The sequence below is a fragment of the Alloacidobacterium sp. genome (assembly GCF_035631355.1).
GTDB lineage: Bacteria > Acidobacteriota > Terriglobia > Terriglobales > Acidobacteriaceae > Alloacidobacterium.
In genome coordinates this window covers 21,699-40,515 of the sequence record NZ_DASQIX010000080.1, presented here as the reverse complement: position 1 = coordinate 40,515, position 18,817 = coordinate 21,699, and the positions used below count along the sequence as shown (strand labels likewise).

Here is an 18,817-nt window from a genome sequence, read left to right as displayed (position 1 = left end):
GATTTGTCACAAACAAGCAACAAATTGCAAAAAGTTGTGAACTCAGGCCAGGTAAGGAGGATAGGATATTCTTGCTTGCGGGCAGCGAAGTGCATTTTGTCCGCTGACAAGGAGTATTGATGAGCTATTTACCGAAGGTTGTGTTGCTGGCCGCTGCTGCAAGCCTGAGCGCTATGCCGATGCTGGCGCAGAAGGCCCCCAAACAGGTGAAGGTCGATCTGAAGACTGCGGACGGCAAAGATGCGGGCACGGCGGTGTTGTCGCAGAAGAAATCTGCGGTAGAGATCAGGATCGCGCTTCAGAATCTGCCGCCGGGCGAGCACGCCATTCATATCCACCAGAACGCCAAGTGTGACCCACCTGACTTCAAGTCTGCTGGCGGACACTTCAATCCGGCGGGTAAGAAGCATGGCATCAAGAACCCAGACGGGCATCACAATGGCGACCTGCCGCTGAACCTTATCGCTGGCGCGGATGGCACGGTAAAGAAGAGCTTCTTTGCGCCGGATATCACGCTCGATCCGAGTGCGCCAAATTCGGTCTTTGCCAACGGTGGAACTTCGATTGTCGTGCATGAGAAAGCCGATGACATGATGAGCGATCCGGCCGGGAACGCAGGCGCCCGCATTGCCTGTGGAGTGATTACTCCGCCTTCGATGTAACTCAGCGGTGGCCCAGTTCTTTTGACATGGTGATGAAGTGCGCGGGCCGGGTGAAGCGCTGTCCGGCCTCAAGCGCAACGTCTTCTGTCCCCGTGATCTCATAGCCGAATTTCCCGTAGATAACAGGAAGCTCTTCGCGCAGGTTTACGACGCGGAGGTCCATGAAGCGACAGCCTGATTCGCGGGCAAATTCCTCGGCCGCCGTAGTCAGGCGTGAGCCGATACCGGAGCGCTGGCGCGCGGGATTCGTTGATAACAGACCAAGATATGCGCGCTCTCCGCGCAGTTCGACGTAGACGCTGCCTTGGATTTCGCCGTTTTCTTCGAGCACCATAAAGCGGCCCTTTTTAGAGAGGCGCTGGACTTCGTCGAGCGTGATGCGGTCGCCTGCTTTGAAGAAAAGCTCGACGGAAAATGCCTGGTTGATAATCTGCGCAATTGCAGGCAGATCGGCTGAATCGGCGAAGCGAAGTTCCATGTTTTCAGTATCGCAGATGGAAAATGGCGGCATGTTTCCTTGTCCGGCAGTGGACAGCCGAGTTCGTTTCCGGACGATGGAGGGCGGCAAAAAGCCGAGTATTTTATGTAAGACGCTGTAAATAAAAGCCGTCAGTAAAGTTTTCAGGCGCCCGCACTGGACGAAGAATTGCTGCAAAATATATCGGAGGTTCGGACCGATGGAGACCCTGCTGCAAGATCTGCGCTATGCGGCGCGTCAATTACGGAAGCATCCCGCATTTACGCTGACGGCAATTCTGACGCTGGCATTGGGTATTGGAGCAAATACGGCCATCTTCACCGTGGTCCAGTCGGTCCTTCTGGCTCCTTTGCCATACACCGATGCCAGCCGGATTATGGCGCTCGACACGCACTTTACAGACAAAGGACGCATACACCCTCGCGTGACCGGACCGGATGCCGTGGATGTGCGCTCGCAGGCGCACAGTCTGGAAGCGGTAAGCCTGTACAACGAAGGCTTGCAGGGTGTGCAGTTACATGATCATGCTGTATTCACCCCGGTAACGATCATCGATGCAAGCTTTGCTCGTGTTTTTGGCCTTGTACCCATCGCCGGCCGCACATTTACCGAACAGGAGATTGGCCGCGCGGCTCTGGTGAGCGAACGGTTTGCGCGCGACCAGTTCGGCAGCGCAGAAGTGGCACTAGGACAGACCGTAAACTTCGAAAATGAGCCCCTGCAGATTACCGGGGTTCTGCCATCGTCCTTTGATTTTCCTGACAAGACGCAGGTATGGGTGACCTATCCATTTCATCCGGAGGCCGAAGATCGCACTTCCTACAATTACAAAGCTGTGGCCAAGCTGCGGGCCGGCGTTTCTGTAGATGCCGCAAGGTCGGAATTGGCGACGCTGTCACAGCATCTGACTGCGGCCTATCCGGGGTCCAACAAGAACAAGCAGGTGACGGTGGTACCGCTCCAGGACGAATTGACTGGCGCGGTACGTCCCATGCTGCTGCTTTTGCTGGCGGCAGTCGCAATGATTCTTCTGATTGCCTGTGTCAATGTCACACATCTGATGCTGGCGCGCTCCATTGACCGGCAGCGTGAACTGGCAGTGCGCACGGCTCTGGGCTCTTCGCGCTCGAAGCTGCGGCAGCTTGTTCTTGCAGAAAGTTTGTTGATTTCGCTGACTGGCGGCGTGTTGGGAATCCTGCTGGCGGTTCCAGTCCTTCGCGTGTTGCTGGCGATGGCGCCTGCCGATCTGCCGCGCGCGGCGGAAATTCATCTAAATGGATGGGTGTTGGCGTTTACGCTGGCGCTTTCTTTGCTGACAACTGTCCTGTCTTCTCTCTTCCCCGCACGAAAAGCGTCAAAGACTGATCCCGCAGAGGCGCTGAAGGTAGATAGTTCGCGCGGCATTACAGCAAAGAGCGCTCCTGTTCTGCGCAACAGCCTTGTGGTGGCTGAGGTTGCCGCAACGTTTCTCCTGGCAGTGGGCGCGGCCCTACTACTGAGAACAATGATGACGCTGATGGATCGCGATCTCGGCTATCAGCCAGGAAATCTGCTGGTGGTCAACGCCGAAGCGCCGGGGTTTGACCTGAAATCAGGACAGGAGGTGGCACGAAAATATGAGGACATCTTTGCGCAGTTGAAGGTCTTGCCCGGTGTAGAGAGTGCAGCCGGTATCTTTGGGCTTCCGGAATTCGCTATTGGATCAAATGGCGGATACAGTGTGAAGGGTGTTCCAACAGATAACTACCACATGCCCTGGTCTGATTTCAGTGTTGTCACGCCTGGATATTTCACGACGATGAAGATTCCTCTGCTGCGCGGGCGTGACTTCAGCGTGGGGGACAAATTCGATGGACAGTTAGTTGCAATCATCAGCGAGTCTGTGGCGAAGCAGAGCTTTGGTAATGCCGATCCGATTGGCAAGCAGATTCAGCTTGGCCTTGACCTTGAAAGTATGAGCAAGTGGATCACGATTATTGGCGTAGCAGGAGATGTACGGCAAGACTCGCCCGCCTCGCAGCCAGGCCCGAATATTTACATGCCCATGGCACAACATCCCTCACGCGCGCCGGACATCAATATCGTTCTGCGGACAAAAGTTCCGCCGCTTGCGCTGATGAACACTGTCCAGGCAAAAATACAGCAGATCAATCCGCAGATTGCGATGCACTTCACCACGATGGATGCGATGGTCGGCGAATCGATTGCCGCAGAGCGCTTCCGCTCAGTGCTGATCGCTTCGTTTGCCGGAGTTGCCCTGCTGCTGGCCATGCTTGGTGTTTACGGAACGATGGCGTATTCCGTCGCGCAACGCACCTTCGAAATCGGCGTACGCATGGCTTTCGGCGCCGAGAAGAAGGCGATTCTGCGGATGGTCATCGTTCATGCGGCGAAGCTGGCCTGCTGGGGTATCGGGCTTGGCCTGGTTTTGAGCTTTGCCCTGACGCGGCTGATGACCAGCATGTTGGTTGGTGTTCGGGCGATCGATCCTTTGAGTCTGGCGGTTGCTACAGCACTGCTGTTGACTACGGCTGCGGTCGCGGCGCTGGCTCCTGCGTGGCGGGCGGCACAGGTTGATCCGATGGCGGCGCTGCGGGCCGAGTAGATTCGTGGGGCGCGCCGGTGTTGCGATGGCTGGCCTTGATCTGCTTGTAGATTTCGAGCTCGCGGTTGGCGTCTGCGGTCCGGCCGGCGCGGCGGTAGGCGGCCTGCAACTGGTAATGGATGTAGTCGGATGAGGGGTCGAGCTTCGCTGCGGTTTCGAGATGCGGGATGGCTTCATCTACCTTGCCGTCTTCGAGGAGCACTTTTCCCATTTGATACTGGGCCTGCGCGTGATCAGGTTTTTCCGCAATGACCGTCCGCAGCAGCGACAGGGCTTCATCCTTCTGTGAAGTCTCCAGCAAGGCGAAGGCCAGGTAGTATTGCGCGTCCACATCCTGCGGATTCAGCTTGAGCTCGGCGCGCAGCTCGGGGATGGCGTCGGCAGGGCGATCGAAGTGGACCAGCGCGGCTCCGGCCTCGAAGTTGGCGCGGGGCATCGTCGGGTTCTCTTCGGCCAGCTTTTTGAAGCAAGGGACGGCGTGCTCGTAGTTCTCTGTCGTGTTGTAGAGTTGGCAGACCAACATGCGCACGTCGGGCGTGAGGTCGCGCGCGGCGAGGTTGTCGATGATTGAGTTCGCCTGCATGTCCTGGCCCGTGCGGGCGAGCGAAAAGGACCAGGCGTAAGCGGAGCGCGTGTCGTGCATGGCTGTGTCCGGGATGATGGAGAAATTCTTTGCCGCGTCAGCGAACTTTTCCATGCTGAAGAAGGACATAGCCAGCATCAGGCGTGAGCGCTGATCGTTCGCGTCATGAGTCACGACGGCTGTCAGGGCGCGCACGCTTTCCGGATAATCCTGCAGGAGAAATGCGGCGGTGCCGAGATTGCGCATAACGCCGGGAGTAGCCGCGTCCCATTTTTCAGCCTGCTGGAAGTGGGTAAGCGCCTGTTGATACTCCTTCTGACGGGCCTCGGCTGTGCCCCAGTCGTTGAATCCGTTGCTCAGGACTTCGCGGAGCTGCTGTTCCCGGTGATTGAGTTGCTGGCTCTGGGCTGGAGCCAGGTGCGGCTGCTTAAGGGCCTCCGTTGTGGCCGTCATCTGCTGGCCTGCGGCCTCGGTGAGTTTTTCAGCTGCGGCGATGACCTGGCCCGGGTCGCCGGATTGCCGGGCTGATTGTTCTGAATCGATGAGCTGCTGGAGCTGCTGTGTTGCCGCATCCGGCGTCTGGGCTGAAAGGGTGAAGCAGAGGAGAATCCCAGCCACCCCCCATGTGCCTAAGTCTTTGAAAACGCTCATCGAATGGAGAAAATCACGGTAAAGTATTCATGCTGCGCCGGTTACCGGTAAAGTATCTGGAATCAATAGGTTCTTTATACGCTAAAAACGGCAGTCGCCAGAAATCATCCTATTTATATTCTAGCGATTTCAACCAGAAAACAGCTCAAGTTGGCCAAAGTTTTTTGCCTTTAGAATGAGTGAGTTATAAGACAAATTGAGGTTTGGGGGCTTGACAATAATAAGCCAGGGGCTAAGGCCAGTGCTTCTACTTGGGTCGGGTCTTGCTCTCAAGACTCTTCTCTTATCATGCGGATCTTCGACTGTGCGAGACGCTCCCGCTTTAGGGTCGCAGACCTGGGATGGTTCAGTCGGAAACCCAGGTCTGCCCGAGACCTGGATTTCTGACTCTCGTGTCTTGCAGCTTGTTGTCTAGGTGATTTGGGCTTTACAGCCAGGATGGCCGCATTCGCAAGCTATGTCTGCTGTGTCCTTGTGACCCTCGCAATATGCACTGCAATATTTCTCCGTGGTCATGCAGGTACAGGCTGGATGAGCACATTTTTTGGCATCTGACATTTGGGGATTCTCCTCGAGTCTAATTTCGACGTACGGAGACTAGGATGCTGCCAGGATGGCGGCTTGTTGTTGCTTGCTTTTTCAGCCCTCGGCAAGCTCAGGGCAGTCATTTAGACGCGAACAACATCGCCTAAGATGGGGCACTCGTTTTCGTGCTACTGCTAACCCCAAAAACAGATCCTTCGCTCCGCTCAGGAAGACATTGTATGAAAAAGGAAAACGGCAGGTCCCAAAAGGAACCTGCCGCAGTGAGACGCTCTCCCAGCAAGAGCGATGGTTAGAAGTTGAAGTGCAGACCGTACTGGAGCTGGCGCGCTGGAGTGCCGAGCAGGCTGGTGGACGTGCCGAATCCAGGTGTCAGATCCTGCGCGGAGACAATGTTGTTTGTCGCGCTGCAGGGGTTATAGAGCGAGTGGCCCGTGTTCGGGTCGGTCCCAGCCGCTGCGCCGCAGTTCACTGACGCGATCGGGCTCTGCGATGCCGGGGCGAAGTTGGGGTGGTTGAAGAGGTTGAAGAAGTCCAGGTTGAACTGGATGGTCATCTTCTCGCGAACGGCCCAGTTCTTACGAACCGAGAAGTCGGTGTTGTTGAAGTTGGGTCCGCCGCAGAAGCCGCGCGGCTCGACGTTACTGGGCAGAGTGCCGAGAGCATAGCCGACCAGCGTGAAGGCCCCGCCGTTAGCGACCTGGTTTGAGTTCCTGCCTGAGTTGCAGCTCTGCCCGGTAAGGAGCGGACGCTGCGGCGAGGTGAAGCCGGTCTCAGCCAGCGCGCCGTTCTGGTTGAGCTGGCTGGTTGCACCGGCCACCAGATTGGCTTCATGCGCACCCTGGTAGATGGTGAAGTTGTTGCCGTTCTGCGCAGCGATGATGGCACTGGTTTCCCATCCACCAAGCGTGCTGCGCTCCAGCAGGTTCGCGCCTTGCAGTTTGGGCAGGTAGTAGGTCGCGTTGGCGACGAACATGTTCGGACGGCTTACGTCTGAAGTGCCATAGTCGAGACGCGAATCCGGGTAGTAGGTGCGAGCGTTCTGGCCCATGCCGCCCGAGGAGTCGTCGATAAGAACGTCAGCCAGAGTGTGCGACCAGGTGTAGGCGGCGCCCCAGTTGAGGTTGTTGCCGATGCGGCTCTTCACACTCATCTGGAGACCGTTGTAGTTGGAGGCGCCGTTGTGCGCCCAGTAGACAAGCGTTCCGTTGTTGCCGCCCGCCGGGTAGGGACGCAGATTGTTGGTAGCGCCGCCGCTGTTGGCGAAGGTTGCTGCCAGCCAGTTCTGCGGTGCGATGCCGTTGACGTCATACACGTCGGTCAGGTGAATGCCGCGGTTGCCCACGTATCCAAGCTGGAATGTGGTGTTGGCGCCGATGGCCTGCTCCACGGTGAAGTTCCATTGCCAGGAGTTAGGAAGGATCGCGCTCGGGTCTTCGCCGCCGGAGGGCTGCGCTGTTCCCGACAGGCTGGAAGGCGTGCCGCCGTGCAGGGTGCGCGGATAGTTGCTGGTGGTGAGGGCGAACGGTGCATTGGCCACCAGTGTGTAACGCGAGACGCGCTCACGCTGATAGAACTGGCCCGCTCCGGCGCGGATGACGGTCTTGCTCTCGCCGGTCGGATCCCAGATGACGCCGACGCGGGGAGCGATGTTGTGATAGCCATTCTTTACGAGCGAGCGATTCGGTCCAGGCGTACCGCTGGAGAAGTTGGTACCGAACTGCTTGTTGGCAGCACCGCAGGGATCTGTACCGGGAGCCACCCAGAGGCCGTTGCAGGCATCGGAAGCGGGCTTCGAGGGATCGTACAGCGAGGGCTGGAAGCTGGTGATCTGGTCGTTGGGTTGGAAGGGCTGGAGCAGGAGCGAGTAACGCGCGCCGTAGCTGAGCGTGAGGCGTGGCGTCATCTTCCAGGTGTCGCCTGCGTAGAACTCATAGTCACGCCAGCGGAGCTGAGCGCGGATGTTGGTTGAAGTCTCGCCGATGTTGAAGGTGTTGCCGGTCAGCTCCAGGTTGGCGAGGCTGTCGTTCGTGTCTACGCCGCCGCTGGCTGTGGCTACTGAGCCAATTGTGGGGCGCTCTCCGGTGGCGCTGTTCACATCTTCATTCTTGCCATTGTAGCCAAGGAATGCGCCGAATTTGAGCTGGTGCTGGCCCTTGATCCAGGAGACATCGTCACGGAAGCTGTAGATGTCGAGCTGGTTCTGCCATGGAGCCTGCATCGAGGTAGTGCCGCCATAGGCTCCGAAGTTGACCGACGGAACGCCCTGCGAAGCGTGCTTCAGCGATTCAGGATAGAGGGTCGGAATGGCCGCCGAAACCTGCGCGAGTAGTCCGGGGTTTGTGCCGCCCGCGGTGATGTCGATGCGGTTGTTGGAGTAGTTGAAGGCGGCGTCGTTGACCAAAGAGCTGTTCAGGGTCGTCGTCCAGTGAGCGGTGATGGACTTGGACGGCTGCGCCCAGTTGCTGTTCAGTGCCGGATAGACGGTGTCGCCCCAGTAGCCGGCGTTGAAGGCCGGGTTTGACCAGGTGTCCTGCGTATAGCGGCCCATGATGTGATTCTTTTGGTTCAAGTCGTAGTCGGCGCGCGCATTTTCTTCGCGCCAGAACAGACCGGTCGGCAGCGATGCAGACCAGTTCTGGCCATTGGAGTTCAGCGCTCCGTTCTGCGTAGTGGGCAGCGGGAGCATCTGCATCATGGTTGCGGTGGCAGGATCAACTGAGTTCAGCGTGTGCGGACCGGCGAGATCGGAAGCGGGTACATGGCTGAAGTCAGGGAAGTTTGCAGTGTTGCAGCCCAGGGTTGAGAAATCTCCGGCACGCTCGGCGGTGGTGGGAACGCAGGCGCTGACCTGACGGCCCTTGATTTCATGGTTCCACTCCTGGCTCCAGAAGCCGAAGAGTTTGTTCTTGATGATGGGTCCACCAATGGAGTAGCCCCAGTCATTACGACGCTCCTTGTCTTTGCCGTTGAGCGGCAAGCCCTGACCTGCATTTGGTGCGGAGAAAAAGGTATAGGCGTCGAGCGAGTTGTTGCGGCCATTATAGAAGGCGCTGCCGTGGAACTGGTTGCTGCCGCTGCGGGTGACGATGCTGATGATGCCGCCGGAAGCCTGGCCATACTCGGGGCCGTAGCTGTTGAGCAGCATCTTGAATTCGGCGATGGCTTCATTCGAGGGGTAGATCAGAATGGTGCGGTTGGAGCCCACGTCGTTGTTGCCAACGCCGTCCACCAGAAAGAGATTGTTGGTGGTGGGATTGCCGTTGATCGACATGTCCACACCGCCGGTGAGGCCCTTGCCGGTGTTAACGAAGTTGTTTGCGGCGGAGACGCCGGGCTGCAACTGGGTCAATTCCACGAAGTTGCGGCCATTGAGCGGCAGTTCCTTGACCTGCTGGCTATCAACGACAGCGCCGAGTGCTGCGCTATCTGTCTGCACCTGGATGGCGTTGGCCTGAACAGTGACAGACTGGCTGACGCTGCCGAGCTTAAGCTGGGCGTTGACGGCGGTGGTGGTGGCGACGTGCACGACCGCGCCCTTGGTGATAAAGTCTTCGAACCCGTTGGCCTTCACTTCGACCAGGTAGGTGGATTCCGGGAGCTCGGCGAGTGTGTAGCCGCCTTGCGCATCAGTGGTGACGGTGTAGACCTTATTGGTTGCCGTATTGGTGATGATTACGGTTGCGCCGGGAACTGCCGCGCCGGTGGAATCGGTGACTGTGCCGGTAATGGCGCCAGTGATCTTCTGTGCCTGCGCGGGTCGCCATGGCATAAGCGCCGCGACAAGCGCAAAGAGCACGAGAAAAACTCGTGTGCGTCTCATTTGAATTTGCCTCCTGATTTGCTGCAAAAGTTGCCCAGCCCGGGTTTGGGAAGGCATACAATTGAAGTTGTAAGCCTGTCTATACGTGCAGACAGACTTTTGTTATTAGTTTATATATAAGCCGAGTCTTAAAAATCATGAATAAAATTTGATATTGCTCAGAAGAAACCCTTTAGTAAACGGTTTGAGCTTGCCTATGGCGGTGGAATTTTCCGCGCAGAACTATTAGGCGCGCTGAAGAATTGGATTGTCAAGTGAGTCAACATCCATCCGTCCAGTCATGCTCTTATAAAGAACAGCTAGATCTCTCCTAAATATATGGAATCGTTTTATTTAACCGGATATTTAAGATTATAAAATAATTTGCCTCGGTTGTGTCAGTCAGGCCCCTTGAGGCAGCCAAACTGACCTTTTCTACTCATTGAAGGGTTTTGGAAAATACGATACTGGTTCTACTCAAACGTTTGATTTTAATTATGCTGAACCTTCTACCGATGCCCATCCCCACAAGTATCCATGAATAGTGCAAAGTATCAAACAGGCGCCTGATCGACCCCATCAGCCATTTCCTCATGGCATGCCTGTCTACACAGAAGATTCCGTTAGATGGTGGTGGATATCTGGCATGGATTTTCATCCATGAAATAGTTTCATTTGATGGGTCGAATCTTGTCCGGGCTGACAATTCCGGAGCCTTCGAGGACAGAGTAGAAATGATCGGCAGCCAGGTTGGAGAGTTTCTCAACTGTACCGGAAGGCCAGCGGATCTCGGCTGAATCGATCTTGGTCGCGCCTGCGAGACCGAAGTGCAGGCGCAGATCATTTTGCGAGAGATAGCTGCCACCGCTGCGGACTTCGTCAGTCTGCGTCATTCCTTCGGCGGTGAGGGTGATGCGGGCGCCGATGGCGAGCCGGTTGCTCTTGGTTCCGGCCAACTCGAAACTGACCCAGTGGTTTCCATGGATGCCTTCGTTGCGGAGAACCATGGGCGGTCCGTCGATGTCGGAGACGATCACGTCCATGTTGCCGTTATTGAAGAGATCGGCGACGGCGAGGCCGCGGCTTACGCGTGGTTCTATCAGAGCGGGCCCGGCCTGCTGACTGGCGTCACAGAATGTGCCATCGCGCTGGTTCATGAAGAGGCTCTTGGGCTGACGGTAGCGTGCGCCTGAGGGCAGTGAATCCACCTGGGGATAGACCTGTCCATTGACGGCGATGAGGTCTTCCCATCCGTCGTTGTCGAGATCGATGAACGCGTCGCCCCACTTGATCCAGGGTAACGAAGGCAGGCCGACTCCGGCGTCATAGGAGACTTCGCGGAAGTTGTAGTTACCGAGGTTCTCGTAGAGCGCGCTGTTTTCATCAGCGAAGTTGGTGACGTAGATGGAGAAGCGTCCGGTGTGGTTGTAGTCGCCGATGGCCACGCCCATGGAGCCCTGCTCGGAGCCGTCATTGCTGACGGCGGTGCCAGATTCAAGACCGATCTCAGTGAACTTGCCGTTGCCGTCATTCTTGTAGAGATAATTCGGCGTCGAGTCGTCGGCGACGTAGATGTCGGGGCGTCCGGTATTGTTGAAGTCTGACCATGTGACTCCGAGGCCATAGTAGCCGTCGGGATCGCTGACGCCTGCGGACTTTGAGACATCGGTGAAAGTGCCATTGCCATTGTTGTGGAATAGGGCGTCGCCCGCGCCTTTGAGCCCACGCGGACCGCACTGCACGTCGATGCCGCGATATTTGCATGTGGGTTTGCTGCCGAAACCGGGCAGATCGGTGAGCTTGAAGTCGACATAATTTGTAACCATGAGGTCTACAAATCCGTCGCCGTCATAGTCGCCGAAGGCTGCGCCGGTAGACCAGCGTCCGTCGGCCACACCGGCCTGCTTGGTTACATCGGTGAAGGTGCCGTTGCCATTGTTCTTGTAAAGGACGTTGCCACCGAGGCAGGTGACATAGATGTCAGGCCAGCCGTCGTTGTTGTAATCGCCGACGGCCCCGCCCATGGCGAAGCAGGGTGTTGCGATGCCGGCTTTGTCGGTCACGTCGGTGAAGGTGCCGTCGTGGTTGTTGTGATAAAGAGCGCCGCGGGCCTTCTCGCCTTTGAGGGCCATATCGACAGTGGGCGCGTTGGTGAAGTAGATGTCAGGCCAGCCGTCGCGGTCGTAGTCGATGATGAGGACGCCGCCGCTCATGGATTCAACGATGTACTTCTTTTCCGGCGCGGAGAGGTGTGTGAAATTGATGCCGGATTTCTTGGTGATATCAACAAGCTGTGGAACGACGCGGTCTTTGCAGACGCGCGATTTAACGCCTGGAGGCGGAGGTGCTGCGGGGCTGTGTGCCTGAGCGAATGCCTGGAGGGCGATGAGAAGAAAGGCCGGAAGCTTGCGCGCGGCGCTCATGAAGCGGGATTGCTTTGATCTTTGTATTCCGGAGAAAAAAGTTGCGATGGGGCTTAGCTCGATGGGCACCTGAAAATCCTGCTGCTGTTTGAGTGGGCGAAATTCATTGTAGCGTGATCGAGCCGGGCTTCGCAGTCTGATAGCTGCACTCATCAGGACGCAACAGTGATTGGTTACAATTCAGTCTCTTGAAAAAGGTACAAACACTCTTGCGTTGAAAGGTGTGTATGAAGTCCGAACACTGTCAGAACGTCATTATTGGAAGCGGCGAAGGCGGGAAATATCTTGCCTGGCATCTCGCGCAATCAGGCGAACCAACGATGGTTATTGAGAGGCGTTGGATTGGTGGTTCGTGTCCGAATATAAACTGCCTGCCCACCAAGAATGAGATCTGGAGCGCGAAGGTCGCCAATCTCACCGTCCATGCCAAGGAATTCGGCGCAAATACTGGGCATGTTTCGATTGACATGGAGACGGTTCGCAGGCGGAAGCGCGAAATGGTTGAGGGATTGATCGCGATACACCTGAACAAATATAAGGCGACTGGCGCGCAGCTCGTGATGGGTGAAGCAAAATTCACCGGTCCCAGGACGCTTGCGGTCAGCCTCAACGACGGCGGCCAAAGAATGATTGTCGCCGATCGCATCTTCCTCAACCTCGGTACACATGCTTCCATTCCTGCCATTCCGGGGCTGCGGGAGTGTCAACCCCTCACGCACATCGAAGTGCTTGAGCTGGACCGTCTGCCCGAACATCTGGTTGTCATCGGAGGCGGCTATGTCGGGTTAGAGTTCGCCCAGGCGTATCGCCGTTTTGGCAGCAAAGTGACCATCCTTCAACGCGGCCCACAACTTCTCGCCGATGAGGATCCCGATGTAGCCGAAGAGGTACAGCGACTATTTGCCGCAGAAGGAGTCGAGGTCGCAACCTCAGCTGAAGTCGTCAGCGTGACCGGCCGCTCCGGAAGCGAAGTCAAACTCGTCGTGAGAACCTCTCAAGGCGAGAGGACGATTGCCGGTAGTGATGTTCTTGTCGCCACCGGGCGCACTCCAAATACATCAAAAATCGGGCTGGAACTGGCGGGTATTCAACTCGACGAAGCGGGATGGGTGCGAGTGAACGACCGTCTGGAGACGACTGCTCCTGATGTATGGGCAATTGGCGAATGTGCAGGCAGTCCGCAGTTTACGCACGCCTCATTGGACGATTTTCGAATCATTCGAGACAATCTCGTCGGAGGCAATCGGTCCACCCGCAACAGGCTGATGCCTTCTTGCTTATTTACCGATCCGCAGGTAGCGCAGATTGGCCTTACCGAACGCGAAGCGCAGCGCCAGGGCATTGCTGTTCAAGTAGCCAAAATTCCCATGGCCGCCGTTTTGCGTACACGCACGATCAGCGAGATGCAGGGATTTATGAAGGCGCTCATCGCTCCTGATGATGGGCGCATTCTCGGCTTCACGATGGTTGGCGCAGAAGCTGGAGAGGTGATGGCGGTTGTCCAGATGGCGATGCATGCCGGACTTCCGTACGCCGCGCTGCGTGATGCCGTGCTGGCGCACCCAACGATGGCGGAAGGACTGAATGTTCTTTTCTCCAGCGTTAAGCAGACGAACTCCGGTGAAGTGCACCCCAAGATAACGACCACGCACTGGCCGGGGACTTCAATTCATCGTGTCGAAGCTGACGGCGTAAATGTTTTCTATCGTGAAGCTGGCCCGGAAAATGCTCCTGTGGTGCTTTTGCTGCACGGTTTCCCGGCATCATCCTTTCAATACAGAGAATTGATTCCACGGCTTGCTGATCGTTATCGGGTCATCGCACCCGACCTGCCGGGTTTTGGCTTTACTGAGGTTCCTGAGCAGCGCCGCTATGAATACTCCTTCGACGCGCTGGCGCGCACGATTGAGGCTTTTACCGACACGCTTGGTCTCACCCGGTATGTGCTGTATGTTTTCGACTACGGTGCTCCGACAGGTTTCCGCCTGGCGATGGCTCATCCGGAGCGTGTAACGGCCATCGTTTCGCAAAACGGAAATGCGTACGAAGAAGGACTCGGGGACGCATGGGCCCCGATTCGGCGTTACTGGAGCGAGCCGACGCCTGACAACCGAGAGGCGATTCGCAAGGGACTCAACAGTGAGGGCATGCGCAGGGAATACGCGTCGGGCATCTCCGATCCAAGTGGCATGGCGCCGGAAGGATATACGCTGGACGCAGCGCTCATGGCCAGGCCAGGCAACACAGATATTCAGTTGGACCTGTTTCTCGATTATGCGAACAACGTGAAGCTCTACCCAGCTTTTCACCAGTACTTCAGAAAGTGGACGCCCCCGATGCTCGCGATCTGGGGAAGGAATGATCCTTACTTCATACCTGCTGGAGCAGAGGCATTTCGCCGCGATAACCCCAATGCGACGGTGCAATTTCTCGACACAGGGCACTTCGCATTGGAGACGCATATCGATGATATTGCCCTCGCTATGAGACAGTTTCTTGCGAAGGTTAACGGACCCACAGGGCCGGTTTCCAGACAATAGAAATTCATCTGAGGAAGAACCCGGATGGCGCGCACAGCATGGCTGGTTGAGGAACCCAATGGGGCTTTTGTAGAGTCAGGCATAGCTTCACCCGTACCTAAGGCAAAAGATGTCCTGGTCAGGATATGGGCAAGCGGAGTTAACCCTCTCGACACCAAGATACGTGCAGGAAAAGCAGCGCACGCGCGGCAGCCGCTACCTGCTGTGCTTGGTCTCGATATGGCAGGCGTCGTCGAAGAGGTCAGTTCCGGCGTTACGGCATTTAAGCCGGGAGATGAAGTATTTGGCATGGTGGGCGGCGTGGGCGGCCTGCAAGGCACGCTCGCGGAGTACATCATTGCCGATGCCGACCTGCTGGCGCACAAACCGAAGAGTCTATCAATGCGGCAGGCGGCTGCGCTTCCACTGAGCATCATTACCGCATGGGAAGGACTGGTGGACCGGGCGAAGGTGCGTGAAGGCCAGACCGTGCTGATTCATGCAGGCGCGGGTGGAGTAGGCTATGTTGCGATTCAGATTGCACTCGCATTTGGGGCGAAGGTCTTCGCTACCGTCTCACCGGTAAAGAAAAGGTTTGTGGAAGACCTTCACGCTACGCCTATCAACTATCGTTCTTCTCCGGTCGAAGAATATGTGGCGGCGTTCACCGGGGGAACAGGTTTCGACATAGTTTATGACACAGTAGGAGGCGCAACCCTAGATGCGTCATTCGCAGCCGTAAAACGGTACACCGGCCATGTCGTAAGCTGTCTCGGGTGGGGCTCGCACTCACTTGCGCCGCTCTCGTTTCGCGGTGCGACTTATTCAGGCGTATTTACCCTGCTCCCGCTGCACACAGGTGAAAATCGAGCTCATCACGGCGCAATCCTGTCTCAGGCTGCCTCACTGGCCGATGAGGGACAGCTGAAGCCGCTTCTTAACGACAGACGTTTTTCACCCGCAGACATTGCTGATGCATATTCTCAGGTTGAAGTTGGCTCCTTGGGAAAGGTAGTCGTGGAATTTCTCGCATGACTCTGTTGATGCTCTGGTTCTGGTATAGTGGAGGCGGCAAATCAGGTTGCAGCCCGTCCGCGGAAAGGGACCATCCCTCCTGAAGCATTTCCAAGCACCGAACATAACTTCTCTTTGCCCGAGACAGCGGACACCGGGCCATAAAAGGAGAAGACTATGTCTCGTACGCTGCCGCAAAAATCCAACCTTGAACATCTAAGAAAACAAGCCAAGGCGCTGCTCCACACCATGCCGCAAGGCAAGCTCGCCGATGCGCAACATGCGTTGGCCAATGAGTATGGCTTCGCTACCTGGGCGGAGCTGAAATCGCACGTCATCACGCAGGGACTCAGCCCAGCAGAGGCGTTGAAGGCCGCCGTATGCGACAGCGACGCGCATCGCGTCCGCCAGCTTCTCGAAAGCCATCCGGAATTGCGTGCAAAGATCAACGAACCATTGGCTGACTATGGCTTCGGCCAACAGGCCCTGTATGCCGCCGTGCAGCGCGGCGACCGCGCGACCATAGACGTGCTGCTAAATGCAGGAGCCGACATCCGCAAGCGAACTGACTGGTGGGCGGGGGGATTTGGCGTGCTCGACGATTGCGATCCGGGAATGGTGGATTTTCTCGTCGAACGCGGCGCGGTCATAGATGCGCACGCCGCGGCCCGGTTGGGGATGATGACAAAACTGGCCGAGCTCGTCACGACGGACCCGTCCATTGTGCACGCAAAGGGTGGAGACGGGCAGACCCCGCTGCACTTCGCCTCCACCGTCGAGATTGCGAAGTTCCTGCTCGACCACGGTGCTGACATCAACGCGCTCGACGTGGACCACGAATCGACCCCGGCTCAGTACATGTTGCGAGTGGAGCAGAAGCGGCACTATCCGCACGACCGCCAGGATGTGGCCCGCTATCTTGTCACGCGGGGATGCAGGACCGACATCCTTATGGCGGCAGCGCTGGACGATGCGGACCTTGTGCGACGCCATCTGGACAACGACCCAGCCTGCATCCGGATGAGCGTGTCGGAAGAATGGTTTCCGAAACGCAATCCGCGCGCAGGTGGCACGATCTATATCTGGCAGTTGGGATGGCACCGCACTGCGCATACAGTGGCGCGGGATTTTGGACACGAAGATGTCTTTCAACTACTGATGGAGCGCACGCCGGAGGAACTGAAACTGGCGCTGGCGTGCGAATTGGGCGATGAAGCGGTGTTTCAGAAATTTCTTGCTAAAAATCCGGATGCCGCCAGGTCGCTGTCTGAAGACGAGAAGCGAAAGCTGCCCAATGCCGCGCAGAACAACAACACAAAGGCGGTGCGCCTGATGCTGGAGGCGGGCTGGCCGGTGAATACGCCCGGAGATGCGGGCGCGACGGCGCTGCACTGGGCCGGGTTCCATGGCAATGCCGGAATGGCGCGCGAGATTCTGCGCTTTCATCCGAATCTGGAATTGAAATCGCGCGACTATGCCGGGACCGCGCTTTCATGGACAATCTACGGCTCCGGAAATGGCTGGCATCGAGACACAGGAGATTACGTAAGGGTGGTTAGCGCGCTTCTGGTGGCTGGGGCGACTGTGCCACCACATGCCGTAGAACTGGAGCCTAGCGATGCCGTGCTGGAGATGCTGCCATGAATACAAATCGACGCCCTATTTCCGTACTGGTCATCGGCTGCCTCTATCTGGCAGTAGGCTGCATCGGCTTTGTGTTTCACTTCCGCGAACTGCGCCATCCCGATGGCGTCTCGATTGAGCTTACTGAAGGCTTGGCGATACTCGCCGGAGTGTTCATACTCCGCGGCAAGAACTGGGCGCGTTGGCTCGCGCTTGCATGGATGGCATTCCATGTCATTCTGAGTGCCTTCGGCGCGTTTCATGAACTTGCTGTTCACTCCCTGATTTTCGCGGGGATTGCCTGGCTTCTTTTTCGTGCAGACGCAAGGTGGTATTTTCGCAATGCGGCAGGGCCGTAGTGGACTGCTTGGGGCGGTGTGCCTATTGCGAGAGAAATCGCAAAATCTCCCGCATCACGCGTTCGCCCTGATCTGTCTGAAACAGCCATTGAGCATGCGCGGAACCATCCAGGATGATTAATTTTTTCGGCTGGGGTGCGTGCTCATACTGTTTGCGAATTCCGGGAAGGCGCGGTGCATCTCCGTCGGTGTCATCGCGGGCAACAATAAACAGGACCGGACATTTAAGCTTGTCGGCTGGCTGATTGGGTGCGGCGCCAAGCATTACAACGCGATCGATCTCGCCGGGTTTGGAATCGATGCATGCATCACCGGCAGCGGCGCCGCCCATGCTGCCGCCAACGACTGAGACGCTTTTCGCACCTGCTTCTCGTAGATAGCGCACTGCCCCCAGGACATCGAGGTAGAGTGGAGCGCTCTCCGGATCGGAGTCGCTCGGGCCGTGCGATTTGCCATAGCCGCGGAAATCGAGCGCCAACACCTGGAAACCATGTGTTGATAAGGTCTGGGCCTGCTTTGCCCAGCTCTCCTTGTTAAATTGTCCGCCGTGGGCAAGAACTACGGCTTTGTCGCCTGTTCCATAAATATCCGCAAAAATGACACCGCCGTCTTCCGTAAGGAAAGAAATCGCCTTCTGCGCCATAGCAGCGAACGGGATGAAGAGTGATATGAGGATAGCAATGAGCGGATTCATCATTCTCATGCCAGGGTACCCGCGGAAAGTGAACCTTTAAGAAAGCCGCGGTGGGAGAACGGAATCATAGGGATCTCCGTGCGTGCGAAAAATCGTATCACACGTCTCTGGATACGACGTCAGGGCGAGCGCCTGAACGACAAACTATGCGCAGGTAATGAACAGCTGGATGCCTGACCAGCTTATGGGCCTTCGGATTTTGACGTACGGCACCAGATCAATGCCAATTACATTTGGGAGGTGTCCGTGGGACGCGGCAGGCACTACCTTTCAGCGACAATCGATGGACTGACATGCTCATTAGAGGATGGCAGACGATCGGCATCCTTCATTGGACGAGTGGATTTCCATTCCCGATGAACAATGGCCTACTACCCGACGAATCGGGATATCCAGGGATTTGCAATGCAGGTTAAAGCCGATTCCTTTCGCACGCTGCTCAACGTGGACATCTGACTTAGCGCTTTGCCGATCCGGCTGCAGTCTTCGGATCATCGACTTCACACTGCCGGGTTTCTCAGGCACCCGCAATTCGATGCGTGGCGATGGTTATTACGACTGGGACGCTGGACTGAACAAATTAATCGCAATTGTCGAGCGCGCGCGATTGCAGTTGCATTGGAAGATGTTCAACGTAACCAACAGCGTCCGCTTCGATTCCCACTCGATCAACGCGACTCTGGACAATGCTCCGAACTTGAGCAGGCGAGTGTTCTGCTCACCAACAAACGACTGGCGCAATTTGCGGCCGGACTCGAGTTCTAGCTAGAGCGACAAATTCGCGGCGTAGGGAGAATCAGCCTTCCGCCGCCTTTTTGCTGCGTGTTGTGCTTGCAATCATTTATTGTTTTTGTGGCCAAG

12 protein-coding genes are annotated in these 18,817 nt (G+C 56.8%); 7 read left to right on the top strand and 5 right to left on the bottom strand.

What is annotated here, in order from left to right; genetic code table 11:
- Positions 1-119: 119 nt before the first annotated feature.
- Positions 120-662: a superoxide dismutase family protein gene (locus tag VEV40_RS15015; RefSeq protein ID WP_324833461.1), complete on the top strand. Its 543-nt coding sequence runs from the start codon at positions 120-122 to the stop codon at positions 660-662.
- A gap of 1 nt (position 663) precedes the next feature.
- On the opposite strand, the gene VEV40_RS15010 is transcribed toward VEV40_RS15015, so the two are convergent.
- Positions 664-1,173 carry a GNAT family N-acetyltransferase gene (locus tag VEV40_RS15010; RefSeq protein ID WP_324833459.1) on the bottom strand — a complete coding sequence of 170 codons (510 nt, stop codon included), beginning with the start codon at positions 1,171-1,173 and terminating at the stop codon, positions 664-666.
- 166 nt (positions 1,174-1,339) lie between these two features.
- Between VEV40_RS15010 and VEV40_RS15005 the strand changes: the two genes are divergently transcribed.
- On the top strand, positions 1,340-3,745 hold the full coding sequence (locus VEV40_RS15005; RefSeq protein ID WP_324833457.1) for an ABC transporter permease: 2,406 nt from the start codon (positions 1,340-1,342) through the stop codon (positions 3,743-3,745).
- Here VEV40_RS15005 and VEV40_RS15000 read toward each other — a convergent pair.
- From VEV40_RS15000 to VEV40_RS14990, 3 genes are all read right to left on the bottom strand, one after another.
- Positions 3,666-4,979 (bottom strand): tetratricopeptide repeat protein, encoded by a 1,314-nt coding sequence (locus tag VEV40_RS15000; protein ID WP_324833455.1) that lies wholly within the window; start codon positions 4,977-4,979, stop codon positions 3,666-3,668. The two genes, VEV40_RS15005 and VEV40_RS15000, sit on opposite strands and share 80 nt — an antisense overlap.
- 835 nt (positions 4,980-5,814) lie before the next feature.
- The gene (locus VEV40_RS14995) at positions 5,815-9,345 is read right to left on the bottom strand and encodes a TonB-dependent receptor (RefSeq protein WP_324833454.1); all 3,531 of its coding nucleotides are present in this window, start codon (positions 9,343-9,345) and stop codon (positions 5,815-5,817) included.
- Positions 9,346-9,995: 650 nt separating this feature from the next.
- Entirely contained in the window at positions 9,996-11,747 is a 1,752-nt protein-coding gene (locus VEV40_RS14990; RefSeq protein WP_324833452.1) for a CRTAC1 family protein, read from the bottom strand.
- Positions 11,748-11,974: 227 nt separating this feature from the next.
- Here VEV40_RS14990 and VEV40_RS14985 point away from each other — a divergent pair, with 227 nt between their 5' ends.
- The 4 genes from VEV40_RS14985 (at position 11,975) to VEV40_RS14970 (ending at position 17,262) form a co-directional block, all read left to right on the top strand.
- On the top strand, positions 11,975-14,287 hold the full coding sequence (locus VEV40_RS14985; protein WP_324833450.1) for an alpha/beta fold hydrolase: 2,313 nt from the start codon (positions 11,975-11,977) through the stop codon (positions 14,285-14,287).
- A gap of 24 nt (positions 14,288-14,311) precedes the next feature.
- Positions 14,312-15,301, top strand: coding sequence for a zinc-dependent alcohol dehydrogenase family protein (locus VEV40_RS14980; protein WP_324833449.1), 990 nt, complete (start codon positions 14,312-14,314; stop codon positions 15,299-15,301).
- 156 nt (positions 15,302-15,457) lie between these two features.
- Positions 15,458-16,924 (top strand): ankyrin repeat domain-containing protein, encoded by a 1,467-nt coding sequence (locus VEV40_RS14975; protein ID WP_324833448.1) that lies wholly within the window; start codon positions 15,458-15,460, stop codon positions 16,922-16,924.
- Positions 16,921-17,262, top strand: coding sequence for a hypothetical protein (locus VEV40_RS14970; RefSeq protein WP_324833447.1), 342 nt, complete (start codon positions 16,921-16,923; stop codon positions 17,260-17,262). The genes VEV40_RS14975 and VEV40_RS14970 overlap by 4 nt, the downstream gene beginning before the upstream one ends.
- Before the next feature lie 22 nt (positions 17,263-17,284).
- On the opposite strand, the gene VEV40_RS14965 is transcribed toward VEV40_RS14970, so the two are convergent.
- Positions 17,285-17,959, bottom strand: a complete 675-nt coding sequence (locus VEV40_RS14965) for an alpha/beta hydrolase (RefSeq protein WP_324833445.1) — start codon at positions 17,957-17,959, stop codon at positions 17,285-17,287.
- A gap of 532 nt (positions 17,960-18,491) precedes the next feature.
- Between VEV40_RS14965 and VEV40_RS14960 the strand changes: the two genes are divergently transcribed.
- Positions 18,492-18,725, top strand: coding sequence for a hypothetical protein (locus VEV40_RS14960; RefSeq protein ID WP_324833443.1), 234 nt, complete (start codon positions 18,492-18,494; stop codon positions 18,723-18,725).
- Positions 18,726-18,817 lie beyond the last annotated feature (92 nt).

What these genes read in the sequence shown, in the direction of transcription:
- VEV40_RS15015 (WP_324833461.1), top strand. Translation starts at nt 120, where the DNA reads ATGAGCTATTTACCGAAGGTTGTGTTGCTGGCCGCTGCTGCAAGCCTG.
- VEV40_RS15010 (WP_324833459.1), bottom strand. Translation starts at nt 1,173, where the DNA reads ATGCCGCCATTTTCCATCTGCGATACTGAAAACATGGAACTTCGCTTC.
- VEV40_RS15005 (WP_324833457.1), top strand. Translation starts at nt 1,340, where the DNA reads ATGGAGACCCTGCTGCAAGATCTGCGCTATGCGGCGCGTCAATTACGG.
- VEV40_RS15000 (WP_324833455.1), bottom strand. Translation starts at nt 4,979, where the DNA reads ATGAGCGTTTTCAAAGACTTAGGCACATGGGGGGTGGCTGGGATTCTC.
- VEV40_RS14995 (WP_324833454.1), bottom strand. Translation starts at nt 9,345, where the DNA reads ATGAGACGCACACGAGTTTTTCTCGTGCTCTTTGCGCTTGTCGCGGCG.
- VEV40_RS14990 (WP_324833452.1), bottom strand. Translation starts at nt 11,747, where the DNA reads ATGAGCGCCGCGCGCAAGCTTCCGGCCTTTCTTCTCATCGCCCTCCAG.
- VEV40_RS14985 (WP_324833450.1), top strand. Translation starts at nt 11,975, where the DNA reads ATGAAGTCCGAACACTGTCAGAACGTCATTATTGGAAGCGGCGAAGGC.
- VEV40_RS14980 (WP_324833449.1), top strand. Translation starts at nt 14,312, where the DNA reads ATGGCGCGCACAGCATGGCTGGTTGAGGAACCCAATGGGGCTTTTGTA.
- VEV40_RS14975 (WP_324833448.1), top strand. Translation starts at nt 15,458, where the DNA reads ATGTCTCGTACGCTGCCGCAAAAATCCAACCTTGAACATCTAAGAAAA.
- VEV40_RS14970 (WP_324833447.1), top strand. Translation starts at nt 16,921, where the DNA reads ATGAATACAAATCGACGCCCTATTTCCGTACTGGTCATCGGCTGCCTC.
- VEV40_RS14965 (WP_324833445.1), bottom strand. Translation starts at nt 17,959, where the DNA reads ATGATGAATCCGCTCATTGCTATCCTCATATCACTCTTCATCCCGTTC.
- VEV40_RS14960 (WP_324833443.1), top strand. Translation starts at nt 18,492, where the DNA reads ATGCGTGGCGATGGTTATTACGACTGGGACGCTGGACTGAACAAATTA.